This is a genomic window from Pseudomonas cremoricolorata DSM 17059 = NBRC 16634, assembly GCF_000425745.1.
GTDB classification, from domain to species: domain Bacteria; phylum Pseudomonadota; class Gammaproteobacteria; order Pseudomonadales; family Pseudomonadaceae; genus Aquipseudomonas; species Aquipseudomonas cremoricolorata.
The window spans coordinates 13,039-27,543 of sequence record NZ_AUEA01000012.1 but is presented as its reverse complement, the minus strand read 5'-3'; the positions used below and the strand labels follow the sequence as shown (position 1 = coordinate 27,543).

At 63.5% G+C, this 14,505-nt stretch carries 12 protein-coding genes; 6 read left to right on the top strand and 6 right to left on the bottom strand.

The window, feature by feature from the left end:
* Both H618_RS0114750 and algB read right to left on the bottom strand, forming a co-directional pair.
* Nucleotides 1-1,779 (bottom strand): KinB sensor domain-containing domain, encoded by a 1,779-nt coding sequence (locus tag H618_RS0114750; protein ID WP_028695795.1) that lies wholly within the window; start codon nucleotides 1,777-1,779, stop codon nucleotides 1-3.
* Nucleotides 1,776-3,122: a sigma-54-dependent response regulator transcription factor AlgB gene (gene algB / locus H618_RS0114745; protein ID WP_028695794.1), complete on the bottom strand. Its 1,347-nt coding sequence runs from the start codon at nucleotides 3,120-3,122 to the stop codon at nucleotides 1,776-1,778. Before algB ends, H618_RS0114750 begins: the two co-directional genes overlap by 4 nt.
* 211 nt (nucleotides 3,123-3,333) lie before the next feature.
* On the opposite strand from algB, the gene H618_RS0114740 reads away from it, so the two are divergent.
* The 6 genes from H618_RS0114740 to H618_RS0114715 all read left to right on the top strand — a co-directional run bounded on the left by H618_RS0114740 (nucleotide 3,334) and on the right by H618_RS0114715 (nucleotide 8,699).
* A complete protein-coding gene (locus H618_RS0114740; RefSeq protein WP_028695793.1) occupies nucleotides 3,334-4,152 on the top strand; it encodes a BON domain-containing protein in 819 nt (272 codons plus the stop codon).
* A gap of 198 nt (nucleotides 4,153-4,350) precedes the next feature.
* Nucleotides 4,351-4,647, top strand: coding sequence for a hypothetical protein (locus tag H618_RS0114735; protein ID WP_028695792.1), 297 nt, complete (start codon nucleotides 4,351-4,353; stop codon nucleotides 4,645-4,647).
* Nucleotides 4,648-4,688: 41 nt separating this feature from the next.
* Nucleotides 4,689-4,856, top strand: coding sequence for a DUF1328 domain-containing protein (locus H618_RS22525; RefSeq protein WP_028695791.1), 168 nt, complete (start codon nucleotides 4,689-4,691; stop codon nucleotides 4,854-4,856).
* The gene (locus H618_RS0114725; RefSeq protein WP_028695790.1) at nucleotides 4,853-5,323 is read left to right on the top strand and encodes an inhibitor of vertebrate lysozyme family protein; all 471 of its coding nucleotides are present in this window, start codon (nucleotides 4,853-4,855) and stop codon (nucleotides 5,321-5,323) included. Before H618_RS22525 ends, H618_RS0114725 begins: the two co-directional genes overlap by 4 nt.
* Before the next feature lie 711 nt (nucleotides 5,324-6,034).
* The gene (gltP, locus tag H618_RS0114720) at nucleotides 6,035-7,369 is read left to right on the top strand and encodes a glutamate/aspartate:proton symporter GltP (RefSeq protein WP_028695789.1); all 1,335 of its coding nucleotides are present in this window, start codon (nucleotides 6,035-6,037) and stop codon (nucleotides 7,367-7,369) included.
* Nucleotides 7,370-7,469: 100 nt separating this feature from the next.
* Nucleotides 7,470-8,699, top strand: coding sequence for a nucleoside recognition domain-containing protein (locus H618_RS0114715; protein WP_028695788.1), 1,230 nt, complete (start codon nucleotides 7,470-7,472; stop codon nucleotides 8,697-8,699).
* Between the two features lie 40 nt (nucleotides 8,700-8,739).
* Here H618_RS0114715 and H618_RS0114710 read toward each other — a convergent pair whose 3' ends face one another.
* From H618_RS0114710 to H618_RS0114695, 4 genes are all read right to left on the bottom strand, one after another.
* On the bottom strand, nucleotides 8,740-9,768 hold the full coding sequence (locus tag H618_RS0114710) for a DUF5924 family protein (RefSeq protein ID WP_028695787.1): 1,029 nt from the start codon (nucleotides 9,766-9,768) through the stop codon (nucleotides 8,740-8,742).
* 74 nt (nucleotides 9,769-9,842) lie between these two features.
* Nucleotides 9,843-11,252: a M16 family metallopeptidase gene (locus H618_RS0114705; protein WP_028695786.1), complete on the bottom strand. Its 1,410-nt coding sequence runs from the start codon at nucleotides 11,250-11,252 to the stop codon at nucleotides 9,843-9,845.
* A gap of 32 nt (nucleotides 11,253-11,284) precedes the next feature.
* Nucleotides 11,285-12,943 carry a Na/Pi cotransporter family protein gene (locus tag H618_RS0114700; RefSeq protein WP_028695785.1) on the bottom strand — a complete coding sequence of 553 codons (1,659 nt, stop codon included), beginning with the start codon at nucleotides 12,941-12,943 and terminating at the stop codon, nucleotides 11,285-11,287.
* Nucleotides 12,944-13,148: 205 nt separating this feature from the next.
* The gene (locus H618_RS0114695) at nucleotides 13,149-14,456 is read right to left on the bottom strand and encodes a CitMHS family transporter (RefSeq protein WP_028695784.1); all 1,308 of its coding nucleotides are present in this window, start codon (nucleotides 14,454-14,456) and stop codon (nucleotides 13,149-13,151) included.
* Between the last annotated feature and the right edge of the window lie 49 nt (nucleotides 14,457-14,505).

Genomic DNA, 14,505 nt, shown 5'->3' with positions numbered 1-14,505 from the left:
TCAGACCGGCAGCGCCATGTAGAACTGCGTGCCCTGGCCGGGCCGCGAGAACACGCCCATGCGGCCACCGTGCAACTGCACGATCTCTTTGCACAGGGCCAGGCCCAGGCCAGCCCCGCCTTTCTTGCGCCCGACCTGTACGAAGGGCTCGAAAATCCGCCCCTGCTGGCCGTAGGCGATGCCCTCGCCACTGTCTTCGACGCTGACGATCACCCGGTCGGCGTGGCGCCGGGCGTGCAGGCGGATGTTGCCACCGGCAGGGGTATGGCGGATGGCGTTGTGCAGCAGGTTGTCGAGCACCCGGTCGAGCTGGCCGACATCGGCCTGGATGCGTGGCAGCGGTAGTTCCATGTCCACCACCAGCCCGATCTGCTTGTCGGCGGCCGAGGCCTGGAAGCGCTCGTGCGCCCGCTGCATGAGGGTTTCAATGTCGCACGGCGCAACGTCGAGCTTCTGCAGGCCGCTCTGGTAGCGAGAGAAGTTGAGCAAGTCGTTGATCAACTGCGTGAGGCGCTGCATCTCTTCACCAATGGTGTCGAGCAGGTCGCTTTCACGCGAGTCGCCGGGGAACTTGATCCGCTCACGGAACAGGCCGAAGGCCATGTGCATGCCGGTGATCGGCGTACGCAGCTCGTGCGAGGCGCGCAACACGAACTCGCTGCGCACCCGCTCGAAGGCGCGCTGCTCGGTGACGTCGCGCAGCACCATCACTGCGCCCAGGATCGGGCCTTGCGGGTGGCTGACCGGGGTCAGGCTGTAGGTCAGCAGACGATTTTCGTCACCGACTTCCAGGCTCAGGTCGTCAGGTGGCCGGTCAAGGTTGCCGCCACGCAGTACCTGGCTCAACTGCTGCTGCAGTTCAGGTCGCTGCAAGGCTTCTTCCAGTGGCGTGCCGATGCGCCCGTCGTCCCAGCCCAGTTGGCGCTGGGCGACCGGGTTGAGGTGCTCGAGGCGGCCTTCGGGATCGATGATCAGCAGGCCATCGTCGATGCTGTCGAGCACCGCCTGCAAGCGTTGCTGGCCGGCCAGCAGTTCATCGATATTGGTCGCCTGGTGCTTGCGCAGGGCATCGGCCATCAGGCCGAAGCGGCGGGTCAGCTGGTTGAGTTCGCTGGCCTGGGCGACCGGCAGGGTGACATCGAAGTTGCCGCGCCCGACCTGGTCGGCGGCCCGCGCCAGCGCCTCGATGGGAAGGCCGAAGCGCCGCGCGATGCTGTGCGCGGTGATGAAACCAAGCACCAGCACCGCCAGGCCCATCAGGCCCAGCACGCCGCTGACCAACAGGGCTTGGTCGTGATTTTTCTCTTCGGTGCGGGAAATCTCGTCGAGCGCCCGGCTGCTCGAGGCGATCAGGTTGCGCCTGACATGATCGAAGGCCATGCCCAGCGGCTGTTCAAGGCCCATTTCCCGCGATGGCGTGACACTTTCCCGGTAGACCTTGAGGAAATCCTGATAACTGTTGCTGACGGCGGCGAAGCCGGTGCGCTCACCGCCCTCCTCCAGGCCTTTGTCGAGCAACGCCTGGAAGTTCTGTTGCAGGCTGCCCAGGCTCTCCCGATCAGGGCTTTCATCGAGGATCTGGGTGAGCTGCTCGCCCAGGTTCTGCCGCAGCTTGACGCCCATTTCCAGCACATGGCTGGTCTGCTGGAGCATGCGCTGCTGCATGGAGGCCATCTGCATGACGCTCACCAGCCCCAGCAGCAAACCCATCAAGGCCACGGTGATGAGTGCCGAGATGCTCAGGAACAGCCGCGTGCGCAGCTTCATTGGCCACTTCACAGGTTGTACTGCTTACGCTTGCGGTACAGCGTCGAGGCGTCGATACCGAGGGTTTTGGCGGCCTGATCGAGGGTGTCGCTGGTGGCCAGCACCGCACCGATGTGCGCCCGCTCCAGTTCATCCAGGCTCAATGCGGCGCCGACCCGCGGCGCATTGCCGCTCGGTTGCTCGCCCATGCCCAGGTGGCTGACCTCGACCCGCTCCTGTGGGCAGATGATGCTTGCCCGCTCGATGACGTTGCGCAGCTCGCGAATGTTGCCCGGCCAGCGGTAGTTGAGCAGTGCCGAGCGCGCTTCATCGGTGAAGCCGCGCGCAGGCCGTGAGTAGTCTTTGACGAACCGCGCCAGGAAGCGCTCGGCCAGGGTCAGGATGTCTTCGCTGCGCTCGCGCAACGGCGGCAGATGCAAGGTGATGACGTTGAGGCGGTACAGCAGGTCTTCACGGAAGCGGCCATCGCGGACCATTTCCTCGAGGTTGAGGTTGGTCGCGGCGAGAATGCGCACATCGGCGCGGCGCGTCACCGGGTCGCCGACCCGCTCGTATTCCTTGTCCTGAATGAAACGCAGCAGCTTGGGCTGCAGGGTTAGCGGGAAGTCGCCGATCTCATCGAGGAACAACGTACCGCCGTCGGCCTGATTGACCCGGCCCAAGGTGCTTTCGCTGGCGCCGGTGAAGGCGCCGCGGCTGTGGCCGAACAGCTCGCTTTCCATCAGCTCGGCGGTCAGCGACGGGCAGTTGATGGTCACGCACGACTTGCGCGCCCGCTTGCTCCAGCCATGAATGGCGCGGGCCAGTTCGCCCTTGCCGGTGCCGGACTCGCCGAGGATGAGAATGTTGGCATCGGTGGTGGCCACCTGGCGCGCGGTCTCCAGCACCACCATCATCGCCGGGCTGTGCGAGTCGAGGCCGTCCTTGGGCTTGCGCACCTCGCCTTCGAGGGCTTCCAGGCGCGCCGAGAGCTGGCGTACCTCCAACTGCTTGGCAGTGGCCAGGCGCAGTTGGTCGGGGCTGCACGGCTTGACCAGGTAGTCGGCGGCGCCCGCCTGAATGGCATCGACGGCGGTGTCGATCGCCGAGTGCGCGGTGACGATGACCACGCGCATCCACGGCGCCTGAATGCGCATCTGCGCCAGCACGTCGAGGCCGTTGTCTTCACCCAGACGCAAATCCAGGAAGCACAGGTCGAACACCTGACGCTGCAGCAGCGTGTCTGCCTGGCTCGCGCTGTTGGCCGTGGCGACGCTATAGCCTTCATCTTCAAGGCAATAACGGAAGGTACGCAGGATGGCGGACTCATCGTCCACCAGCAGAATGCGGCCTTGGGTGTCCTGGGCGGATTCCATCTTTCCTACGCTCCTTTGCGAATAGTCACACTTAGTCTCGGAAATATCGGGCAAGTTGCATGGTCTTTTCTGTGTACCTGCTGACTTTGCAATGCTAGCCGGTTGCCTGCAGCTTGGCTAACCCGTTGAAAGTCTGAAAATTTCCCATTGATTGGAGCGCTGGCACGCCGGTTGCGACGATCACAGGCTTTGCACACACAGGAGAGAATTCATGAAAACCCTGCCATCCGTTGCCGTTCTGGCGTTCAGTCTGATGACCAGCGCTGCGGTATTTGCCGATCCTGTGCAAAACGCCCGGCTCGAGGGTGGCGTGCAGACGGCACTGTCGCTCAACCGCGTACTCAACCCGTTCAAGATCGACGTAAGCGTCGACGGCGCCCAGGCGCGCCTGAGCGGCGAGGTGGAAAACCAGGTCGAGCGCGACCTGGCAGAGCGCGTTGCGCTGGCGACCGCCGGCATCGACAAGGTGGATAACCAGCTCAAGGTCAACGCCGAGCTGGTCGAACAACCGCTCGAGGCACGTTCCTACGCCCAGCGGCTGGATGACGCCACGTTGGCGGCGATGGTCCGCGCCCGTCTGGCCTGGAGCCGGGTCACCGAGAAAGCGCCCATCGAGGTTGAAAGCCGCGACGGTGTCGTCACCCTGCGTGGCCGCGTCGACAGTGCCGAGGCCAAGGACCTGGCCGGTGTCGTTGCGCGCACCACCGAGGGCGTGCACTTGGCCAACAACCTGGTGAGCCTGGACAGCGCGGCCATGGCCGAAGCCCGCAACAAACCCGTGGACGCACCCAGTGGGCCGCAGCCCAGCGACAGCTGGATCGTCGACAAGATCGAAAACAGCTACCGCTTCAGCCGCAACCTCGATGGCGGCACCATCCACGTGGTCAGTGCCGAAGGCCTGGTGAAGTTGTCGGGCGATGTGGTGAGCAGCGAACTGAAAACCGTGGCGGTGGAAATTGCCCGGCAGATCGTCGGCGTGCGCGGCGTGGATGCCGACATGCTCAAGGTCGCGACCAAGGTCGAGGGCTGAACGGGCCAGCGGCGCTTCTTGCAAATTGCACGACCCCAGGTCGTGCATCGTGCAGGATACGCCCGTGGCACCCATGTCTTAATCAGATAACTCTTTGATTTATAACGAAAAAATTAATCGTGCAAAGCTGGCATGCAGGCTGCAACTACTTGATCAGGATCAGATAACGAATTCAGTAGTCCAGTAGGAGGAGCCGGCATGAACCGCCAGACCGTCAACAGCATGCAGACCGCAAGCACCCTGCCTGTGGGCCAGCTCCTCTTCATTGGCGTTGCACTGGTGCTGACCATTGTCGCCGGGCAGTTCTATCACAGCGTGCAGACTGCCCGTCTTGCCGACCAGGTCGCAGCCCAGACGGCTCTTTTGGCAAAGATTCAGGCCACTCGTTCAACTTCGTTGGTGAAAGCCGCCGAAACCCTGCCGCAGGCACCCGTGGCCAAAGCTTCCCCGGCCACTATCGATAACGTCGTACCCCAGGAACGCTGGGTCTTCTAAGGCCCCGCCGTACTGATTCCATAGGAAATAGGAGAATCACCATGCTGAGTTGGGCAATTACCTTCCTGATCATTGCCATCGTCGCCGCTGTATTGGGCTTTGGTGGTATCGCCGGCGCTGCAACGGGTATCGCCAAGATCCTGTTCATCGTCTTCCTGGTTCTGTTCGTTGCATCGTTCTTCTTCGGTCGAGGCCGTGGCCGTCCATGAACACCCTGCTCAGGAACGTGCTGGCTGCTGCCGTGCTGATCGGCAGCAGTTCAGCCGTCCTGGCCGCCAATGACGGCCAGGTCTATCTGAATACGTTGCTGGGCGCGGATTCGGAATACCGCGAAACATGGCAGGACGCCATAAAAGGTCAAGAACGCTTGCCGGATTGGGTGATCAACCTGTCGGGCAGCGCGCAACAACAGATGTCTGCAGCTACCGAAGACGGTGACAAGTACTTGGTCGGGCCTTTGTGCGAAACCGAGACCACCTGCACCTACAAGCGGCTGGTAGTGGCATTCAGCTGGGACAAGGAAGACGCCTACGGGATGCTCGTCGAAGTGCCCGAAGGCCTGCCGAAGGATAAATCGCCCACCCGTCACGCCCAGTATCGCTGGATCGGTGACCCGGACGACGGCATGAAGGCGCTGCTTCAGGAGCAGCTCAAGCGCGACCCGAACTGGTACTGACCAGCGGTAGCGCACTGTAATCATTTGGAAGTGCAACCCGATTACCGTTGCCACTTCCATGATGCGCCGCATCGACAAGATGAGGCACATGACCAGGGGGTCGGGCTGTTCTGACGGTTGCACAGTCGGAGTGGCCTAGGGGTACAGGGAGTACCTCCGTAATGGGCCGGGTCAGGAAAGGTAGCATCGGAAGGTTCAGGTCCATGCCGTGGAGCGGACCTGACCTCCGAAGCACCGATTCCCCTTCTCGATAGCGTAGGAAATGTCTGAGAAGACACATTTCCCCTTCGCCACACATCGAATTTTTCCCTTCGTTTGCATCCGCCCGATGAGCGCTCGCCGCCCATTCGGATTGTCGAACATCAAGCTGCGCGCTTTCCGCCACCCACGGCACACACACCGAATGGAGGGTTTTCGTGGTTGTTCGGTTATCCGAACAAGTAAAAAAATACCTCCCGAAATGGCCGATTTACCCCACCTTAGTTATGCAGTTTCGGCATAGGGTAGTCGTTTCCGGCATTAGACTGACCCTTCTCCCATGGCAATAGTTGCCGCCTTTTCGCGGGCACCGGCGTCACTTGACGTGCCTGCGGTGACCTTTCATGGAGCCCGCCTAACGGAAGCAACAGTTCACTCGTGACCCAGCCAGATGGCTCTGGCACGTGTATTTCCGGCCGGCGAACCATGTCCACTACAACAAAGGGTAACGACATGAAGAAGGCAAAACTGAGCCTCGCCTGGCAGATCGTCATCGGTCTGGTCCTGGGCGTTGCAATCGGCGCGCTGCTGAATCATTTCAGTGCAGAAAAGGCATGGTGGATCAGCAACATCCTCCAACCCGCCGGTGACATCTTCATTCGTCTGATCAAGATGATCGTCGTGCCCATCGTGATCTCTTCGCTGATCGTCGGCATCGCCGGTGTGGGCGACGCCAAGAAGCTCGGCAGCATCGGCCTGAAAACCATCATCTACTTCGAAGTGGTGACCACCATCGCCATCGTCGTCGGTCTGGTGCTGGCCAACGTGTTCCATCCGGGCGCCGGCATCGACATGAGCACCCTGGGTACCGTGGACATCTCCAAGTACCAGGCCACGGCGGCTGAAGTGCAGCATGAGCATGCATTCATCCAGACCCTGCTCAACCTGATCCCCTCGAACATCTTCGCAGCGCTGATGCGCGGTGAAATGCTGCCGATCATCTTCTTCTCGGTCATGTTCGGCATGGGCCTTTCTAGCCTGCCCAGCGACCTGCGTGAGCCGCTGGTGCGCACCTTCCAGGGCGTTTCGGAAACCATGTTCAAGGTCACCCACATGATCATGAACTACGCCCCGATCGGCGTATTCGCCCTGATCGCCGTGACCGTCGCCAACTTTGGCTTCGCTTCGCTGTTGCCGCTGGCCAAGCTGGTCTTGCTGGTGTACTTCGCCATCGCCTTCTTCGCCTTCATGGTGCTGGGCCTTGTCGCACGAGTGTTCGGCTTCTCGGTGATCAAGATCATGCGCATCATGAAAGACGAGCTGATCCTCGCCTACTCCACCTCCAGCTCGGAAACCGTACTGCCGCGCGTGATCGAGAAGATGGAAGCCTACGGTGCGCCGAAATCGATCTGCAGCTTCGTGGTGCCGACCGGCTACTCGTTCAACCTCGACGGCTCGACCCTGTACCAGAGCATCGCGGCCCTGTTCATCGCCCAGCTGTACGGCATCGACCTGACCTGGAGCCAGCAGCTGCTGCTGGTGCTGACCCTGATGGTCACTTCCAAAGGTATCGCCGGCGTACCGGGCGTGTCCTTCGTGGTTCTGTTGGCGACCCTGGGCAGCGTCGGTATTCCGCTGGAAGGCCTGGCCTTCATCGCCGGTGTCGACCGCATCATGGACATGGCCCGTACCGCGCTGAACGTGGTCGGCAACGCCTTGGCGGCGCTGGTGATCGCCCGTTGGGAAGGCATGTACGACGCGGCCAAAGGCGAGGCTTACTACAACTCGCTGCCGCACATGACCGGCAAGAAAGCCGCTGCAGTCAGCGCGCAGGCGGTCAAGCAGTAAGTCGCCAGCCGACGCGTTGCACTCAGAGCCCCGGCCTTGGTCGGGGCTTTTTGTTGGTGGGCTGGGTTATGATGCGGGCATTTTTCGGGGGACGACGCGGATGCTCAACGGCCTGTGGCTTGGCTTTTTCCTGGTAGGCAGCATCTCGGCGCTGGCGCAGTGGCTGGTCGGCGGCAATGCCGGCATCTTCGCGGCCATGGTCGAGAGCATCTTCGCCATGGCCAAGCTGTCGGTGGATGTGGTGATCCTGCTGTTCGGCACCCTCACCCTGTGGCTGGGCTTTCTGAAGATCGCCGAGCAGGCCGGCATCGTCGAATGGCTGGCCAAGGTGCTCGGCCCGCTGTTCGCCCGGCTCATGCCCGAGGTGCCCAAGGGGCACCCGGCGCTGGGCCTGATCACCATGAACTTCGCCGCCAACGGCCTGGGCCTGGACAACGCCGCCACGCCCATCGGCCTCAAAGCCATGCGCGCCTTGCAGGAGCTCAACCCCAGCAGCACCACCGCGAGCAACGCGCAGATCCTCTTTCTGGTACTCAACGCCTCGTCGCTGACCCTTCTGCCGGTGACCATCTTCATGTACCGCGCCCAGCAAGGGGCCACCGACCCGACCCTGGTGTTCCTGCCGATTCTGCTGGCCACCAGCGTCTCGACCCTGGTGGGCCTGCTGTCGGTGGCGGTGATGCAGCGCCTGCGCCTGTGGGACCCGGTGGTGCTGGCCTACATGATTCCGGGTGCGCTGTTGCTGGGCGGCTTCATGGCCTTCCTCGGCACGCTGTCCGCCGCCGCCCTGGCCAGCCTGTCGTCGCTGCTCGGCAACCTCACGCTGTTCGGCGTGATCGTGCTGTTCCTGCTGATTGGCGCATTGAAGCGGGTCAAGGTCTACGAAGCGTTCGTCGAAGGCGCCAAAGAGGGCTTCGACGTCGCCAAGAACCTGCTGCCCTACCTGGTGGCGATGCTGGTCGCGGTGGGTGTGCTGCGCGCCTCGGGGGCGCTGGAGCTGGCGCTGGACGGCATTCGTCACGCGGTGAACTGGCTAGGGTTGGACACGCGCTTCGTCGATGGCCTGCCGACCGCGCTGGTCAAACCGTTCTCGGGCAGTGCAGCGCGGGCCATGCTGATCGAGACCATGCAGGCCCAGGGTGTCGACAGCTTCCCGGCGCTGGTCGCGGCGACCATTCAGGGCAGCACCGAAACCACCTTCTACGTGCTGGCGGTGTATTTCGGCGCGGTGGGTATCCAGCGGGTCCGCCACGCCGTGGGCTGCGCGCTGCTCGCCGAGTTTTCCGGGGTGGTGGCGGCGATCTTCGTCTGCTACTGGTTCTTCGCCTGAGCTGAACCCAAGGGCCGGTGCGCAACGCCCGGCCCAGCCCTCAACTGGCCGGTTTCGCGGCGTCGTCGATGACCTTGAAGCGCAGCACGCCAATCACCTGACCATCCTCGGTCAGCACCCGTACCTGCCAGCGACCGACCGGGTTAGGCGGGAAGTTCTGCTTGTGCGTCCAGGCACGGTAGCCCTCTTTGCGTCCGCCCTTGATGTCGAGGGCGATGCGGTCGACTTCCTGGCCGTCCTTTTGCCAGACATGGTAGATGCGCTCGTTGAGCCCGCGCGGTGCGTTGATCGAGGTGTAGGCATAGAGCCCGCTGCTGCGAATCTGACTGGCGGCGATTTCTTCCAGCGAGTCGCCCGGCTGGCGATTGTTGACCTGGGTACTCACCGCCACTTCGGTCATCCACAGCGTTGCCGGTGGCACCCACGAACGCAGCAACCAACCGCAACCACCGACCGCCAGGGTCAACAGCACCAGCGCCGCACCGCGCCGCCAGGTGTTGATCGGGAAGCTGCTGGCAAGGCTTGGGAACGACAGCACCATGGCCGCAATCAGCGCCAGCTTGAAGCTCTGCGCGGTGGTCAGGTGGAGGATGATCGGCAGGGCGGTGAGCAGTGCAGCGAACAGCGTCAGCGTGTGCAGAGCCATGAACAGCCAGCGTCGCGGCGCCAGCCAGCGGTAGTACAGCGGGTCGACGATCGACACCAGCCCGGCGCCGGCGAGCAGGCCAGTGAACACCAGCTGGCCGCTGTTCCAGGTGGTGGTGATGAAGAAGAACGGCAGGACGAAGAACAGGCTTTCCTGGTGGATCATCTGCGTGGCATAGCGCAGCAGCGGCTGTGGGATTTCGCGCTTGAAGGTGCGGGCGAACAAGCCGGTGAGGGTGTTCTCCAGCATCAGCCAGATCCAGCTGACCAGCAGCAGGATGGCGATCCAGCTGGCGAGGCCCGCCTGGCGGTCGACCAGGATGAAGCTGCCGATACCCGAGAGGAAACCACCGAGGGCGATGACCCCGGGATAGCGTTTGAGCAGCTCGATAACGCGCTGAACGAGATGAGGTATGGGCGGCATGGGTCAGCTACACGGCAGGAAAAGGGGACCAGCGCCAGCCGCGAAGGCGGCGCTGGCGCAAGGATAGCGCCGAATCAGCGGTGCCGTGTAGCACCGCTGGGCCGAGGTGGTGGCGGCTGGCGCCGGCGGCGCAACAGGCCAATGGCCAGAAGCGAGGCCAGCAGCAGGCCGACCAGCCCGTACAGCTCGTCGTAGGCCATCAGCGGCTGCTCGATGCGCAGGTAACCGGGTGACTTGAGCAGCTCACGCAGCGCTGCGTTGGCTTCCTCCAGCTTCACTTTGCGCAGCTTGCCGATCGGGTCTTGGTAGCGCCCGTCGCTGTAGCTGTTCAGGCCGCCCCAGTAGTAGTCCGCCAGGGCACTGTTGCCTTGGCTGCTCCAGCTCTCGCGGGCGATGGCCGCGTCCTTGATGCGGGCGAAGGTCTGCGCATCCAGGCCGTCCTTGCGCAGCGTGTCGAACAGCCCTTCGAGCACCGAAACCGCCGCATCGACATCGTCGCGCTCCAGGTCGGCATTGAGGCTGAGCATGCCGCTGTCGCCGAAGCTCTCGCGTTGCACCGAGGGCCCGTACGACAGCCCATGGCGCAGGCGCAGCTGTTCGTACAGCGCCCAGTCGAGGTAGCGCGACACCAGGTCGAGAGTCTGTTCGTGGTCGACATCCAGCACCGGCTCGATGAACAGCCAGTGCAGCTTGGCGCTGTCGCCCAGCCAGCCCCGGGTCAGGGTGCGACGCTGTTCGGCCTGATGGGTGATGGTTTCCAGGTCACGGCGTTCGCCTGGCTCGCTGGGCGGCAGCTCGCCATAGCTGCGTTCCAGGTAGGCCGGCAGCAGTTTGTCGAGGCCACCGACGACGATCAGGGTCATGTTGTTGGCGGCGTACCAGTGCTCGCGCAACTGGTTGACCTGCTTGAGGGTCATGTCGTCGACATCGGAGCGCTCGGCGCACTTGAGGCCCAGCTCCTCGGCGAGCTGATCGCTGGCGCGGTGACCGATGTCCTGGCGATCCAGCCAGCGCTGCACGCGGCTGTAATGCCCGCCGTCCTCGCGCTCGATGATCTTCTTCGCATTGGCCAGGGCTTTGGCGTCGATCTGCGTATCGCGCACCAGCGCCAGCAGCAGGTCGAGCACCTTGCGCTGGTTGCGCGCCGGCGCTTCGATGACGAAGGTGGTATCGGCGTTGCTGGTGAAGGCGTTCCATTCGCCGCCCAGGCTTTGCAGGCGCATTTCCAGGCCACCCTCACCGCTCTCGTCCAGGCCGCTGAACAGTAAGTGTTCGAGCAGGTGCGGCAGCTCGCGCTGGTCGCAGGGGAAATCGTCGAGGCCAACGCCGATCACCAGCCGAATGGAGACGTGATCGCTCTCATAGCCTGGCTTGAGAATCACCTGCAGGCCGTTGGGTAGCAGGTAGCCTTCGACCCGTGAGCGGTCCAGGGCGAGCGACGGCAGGGTGAACAGCAGCAGGCAGATCAGCATCAGACAACGCATGGGCGGGCGGGCAGTCTCCGAGGTGAACGATTTCAGGGCTGACGGGGTTCATCGGGAACACTGTCGAGCAACAAACCGCCGGTGTCCGAACCGCCTAGTACCACATAGGCACTGCTGCAGAACAAAGAGTTCAACCGGTTCATGTCAGCGATCAGCTCCAGGTGCAGCGAGCTGGTCTCGATACTCTGCACCACCTTGCGTTGCAAACGGCTGACATGGGCGTGGGCCAGGCGCCGCTCTTGGGCGCGGAATCGGCGTTTTTCCCGCAGCAGCAGGCGTGCGCTTTCCGGGTCGGCGCTGAGAAACACCGACAGGCCCAGGCGCAGGTTGGCCAGCAGTTGTTCTTGCAGGCCGGTCAGCTCACCCAGGCCCACTTCGGAGAACTCTCGGCGCTGGGCGGTCTTCTGCTGCTGGACCTTGCGCAGCATGCGCTCGATCAGGTCGCTGGACAGCTTGAGGTTGATCGCCAGCTCGATGATCTCGGCCCAGCGCCGGTTGTCGTGCTCGCTGAGGTCTTCACGGGTCATCTGCGCCAGGTACAGCTTGATCGCGCTGTACAGCGCATCGGCGTCCTCGCCGAGGGTGCGTACCTGCTGCGCCATGGCCGGCTGGGTGCCGCGCAGGGCGCCGAGCATGGCGGTCAGCAGGCTGTCGACGATATCGCCCAGGCGCAGGGTTTCGCGGGCGGCGTTGGCCAGCGCCAGGCTGGGAGTCTCCAGCGCCGAGGGGTCGAGGTGGCGCGGACGCATCTGGGCCTCGCCGCTGTCGCGCTCAGGCAGCAGCGCATTGCAGACGCGGCCCATGAGCTTCACCGTCGGCAGCATCAGCAGGCAGCGCAAGGTGTTGTAGAGCAGGTGGAAGCCAATCACCAGTTCCTGCGGGCTGAAGCTCAGGGTGTCGAGCCAGTCGACCAGCGGGTGCAGCAGCGGAATGATCAGCAGCAGGCCGATCAGCTTGTACAGCAGGCTGCCCAGGGCCACGCGGCGCCCGGCAGCGTTCTGCATGCTGGTGCTGATGAACGCCAGCAGGCCGCTGCCGATGTTGGCGCCGACCACCAGGCCGATGGCCACCGGCAGGCTGATCAGGTCGGAGCCGGCCAGGGTCGCGGTCAGCAGCACCGCTGCCAGGCTGGAGTAGGAAATCATCGCGAACAGCGCGCCGACCAGCGCATCGAGGAGGATATCGCCGGTCAGCGAGGCGAACAGCACCTTCACCCCCTGGGCCTGGGTGATCGGCGCTGCGGCCTGCACGATCAGCTCCAGGGCGAGGATGATCAGCCCCAGGCCGATCGCCACCCGGCCCATTTGGCCGACGCGGGTCTGCTTGCGCGAGAGGAAGAAGATCACCCCAAGGAAGATCAGCAGCGGCGATAGCCACGACAGGTCGAAGGTCAGCACCCGGGCCATCAGCGCGGTACCGACATCGGCGCCAAGCATGATCGCCAGGGCCGGGGTCATCGCCATCAGCCCCTGGCCGACGAACGAGGTGACCAGCATGGCGGTGGCGTTGCTGCTCTGCACCATGGCGGTGACGACGATACCGGCAATGAACGCCAGCGGCCGTTTGTCCATGTTCTGCGCAATCACCCGACGCAGGTTGGAGCCGTACACCCGCAGGATGCCGGTGCGCACGATGTGCGTGCCCCACACCAGCAAGGTGACTGCCGAGAGCAGATTGAGCAGGGTCAACATGATCAGAGCCCCTTGAAGCCGACGCCCTGAGCGGGCCAATGGATGCTGCGGTGAGCCTGATCCTGTACGGACGGTTGTGACAGGTCTCACTCAAGCTGTAGTTGTTCGATGCGACGTCCGCCAGCTTGGCACGGCTGAAACATATTTGAAACATTTGCGCAGGGCAGCGTGGGCCTGCGTGGCAGGCCCGGTTGCAGGCGGGCTGTTACAGGCTGCCGAACAGTGGGAAGACGCCCAGCAGCAGCGCCGCCAGAAGAATGCACAGGCACACCAGCACGGCCCACTTCAGGGTAAAGCGTTGGTGGTCACCGAATTCGATGCCCGCCAGTGCCACCAGCAGGTAGGTCGAGGGCACCAGCGGGCTGAGCAGGTGCACCGGCTGGCCAACGATCGAGGCACGGGCCATTTCCACCGGCGAAATACCGTAGTGGCTGGCCGCCTCGGCCAGCACCGGCAGCACGCCGTAGTAGAAGGCGTCGTTGGACATGAAGAAGGTGAACGGCATGCTCACCACCGCGGTGATCACCGCAAGGTACGGGCCCATGCTCGGCGGAATCACCGCCAGCAGGCTTTTCGACATGGCCTCGACCATGCCGGTGCCGGACAGAATGCCGGTGAAAATACCCGCCGCGAAGATCAGCCCGGTGACCGCCAGCACGCTGCCGGCATGGGCGGCGATGCGGTCTTTCTGCTGCTGCAGGCAGGGATAGTTGACGATCATGGCAATGCTGAAGGCGATCATGAACAGCACCGGCAGCGGCAGCAGGCCCATGATCAGCGTGACCATCAGCGCGGCGGTCAGGGCACCGTTGAACCACAGCAGCTTCGGCCGGCGCGCCTCGGGGAACTGCGACACGCTGATGCTGCTGTGGTCGATATCGTCGGTCGGCAGGCGCAGCTCGCCCAGCCGTGCGCGCTCACGTTTGCCGTACAGATAGGCAATGGCGAGGATCGCCAGCACGCCGAAGGCCATGGCCGGAATCATCGGTACGAAGATGTCCGAGGGGTCGACGTGCAGCGCGCTGGCGGCACGTGCGGTAGGGCCGCCCCAGGGCGTCATGTTCATCACGCCACCGGCGAGGATGATCAACCCGGCCATGATCCGCGGGCTCATGCCCAGGCGGCTGTACAGCGGCAGCATCGCCGCGCAGCAGATCATGTAGGTGGTGGCGCCGTCGCCATCGAGCGACACCACCAGCGCCAGCACGGCGGTGCCGACCGAGACCTTCAGCGGGTCGCCCTTGACCAGCGCGAGGATCTTGCGCACCGCCGGGTCGAACAGGCCTGAGTCGATCATCAGGGCGAAGTAGAGGATGGCGAACATCAGCATCACCCCGGTGGGGGCAAGCTTGCTGATGCCTTGCAGCATCATGGGCCCGATGTCACTGGCGAAGCCCCCGAACAGGGCGAAGACGATCGGTACCAGAATCAGCGCGATCAGCGCCGACAGGCGCTTGGTCATGATCAGGTACATGAAGGTGATGACCATGGCGAAGCCAAGGAAGGTCAGCATGGCGAAGTACTCCAGGCGTGGCGCAGCGAAAGGAAGGTGCGGCGTGTCG

Bases quoted from the DNA above. Each gene is read 5' to 3' on its own strand.
- algB (WP_028695794.1), bottom strand. From the start codon at position 3,122: ATGGAATCCGCCCAGGACACCCAAGGCCGCATTCTGCTGGTGGACGAT.
- H618_RS0114740 (WP_028695793.1), top strand. From the start codon at position 3,334: ATGAAAACCCTGCCATCCGTTGCCGTTCTGGCGTTCAGTCTGATGACC.
- H618_RS0114735 (WP_028695792.1), top strand. From the start codon at position 4,351: ATGAACCGCCAGACCGTCAACAGCATGCAGACCGCAAGCACCCTGCCT.
- H618_RS22525 (WP_028695791.1), top strand. From the start codon at position 4,689: ATGCTGAGTTGGGCAATTACCTTCCTGATCATTGCCATCGTCGCCGCT.
- H618_RS0114725 (WP_028695790.1), top strand. From the start codon at position 4,853: ATGAACACCCTGCTCAGGAACGTGCTGGCTGCTGCCGTGCTGATCGGC.
- gltP (WP_028695789.1), top strand. From the start codon at position 6,035: ATGAAGAAGGCAAAACTGAGCCTCGCCTGGCAGATCGTCATCGGTCTG.
- H618_RS0114715 (WP_028695788.1), top strand. From the start codon at position 7,470: ATGCTCAACGGCCTGTGGCTTGGCTTTTTCCTGGTAGGCAGCATCTCG.
- H618_RS0114710 (WP_028695787.1), bottom strand. From the start codon at position 9,768: ATGCCGCCCATACCTCATCTCGTTCAGCGCGTTATCGAGCTGCTCAAA.
- H618_RS0114705 (WP_028695786.1), bottom strand. From the start codon at position 11,252: ATGCGTTGTCTGATGCTGATCTGCCTGCTGCTGTTCACCCTGCCGTCG.
- H618_RS0114700 (WP_028695785.1), bottom strand. From the start codon at position 12,943: ATGTTGACCCTGCTCAATCTGCTCTCGGCAGTCACCTTGCTGGTGTGG.
- H618_RS0114695 (WP_028695784.1), bottom strand. From the start codon at position 14,456: ATGCTGACCTTCCTTGGCTTCGCCATGGTCATCACCTTCATGTACCTG.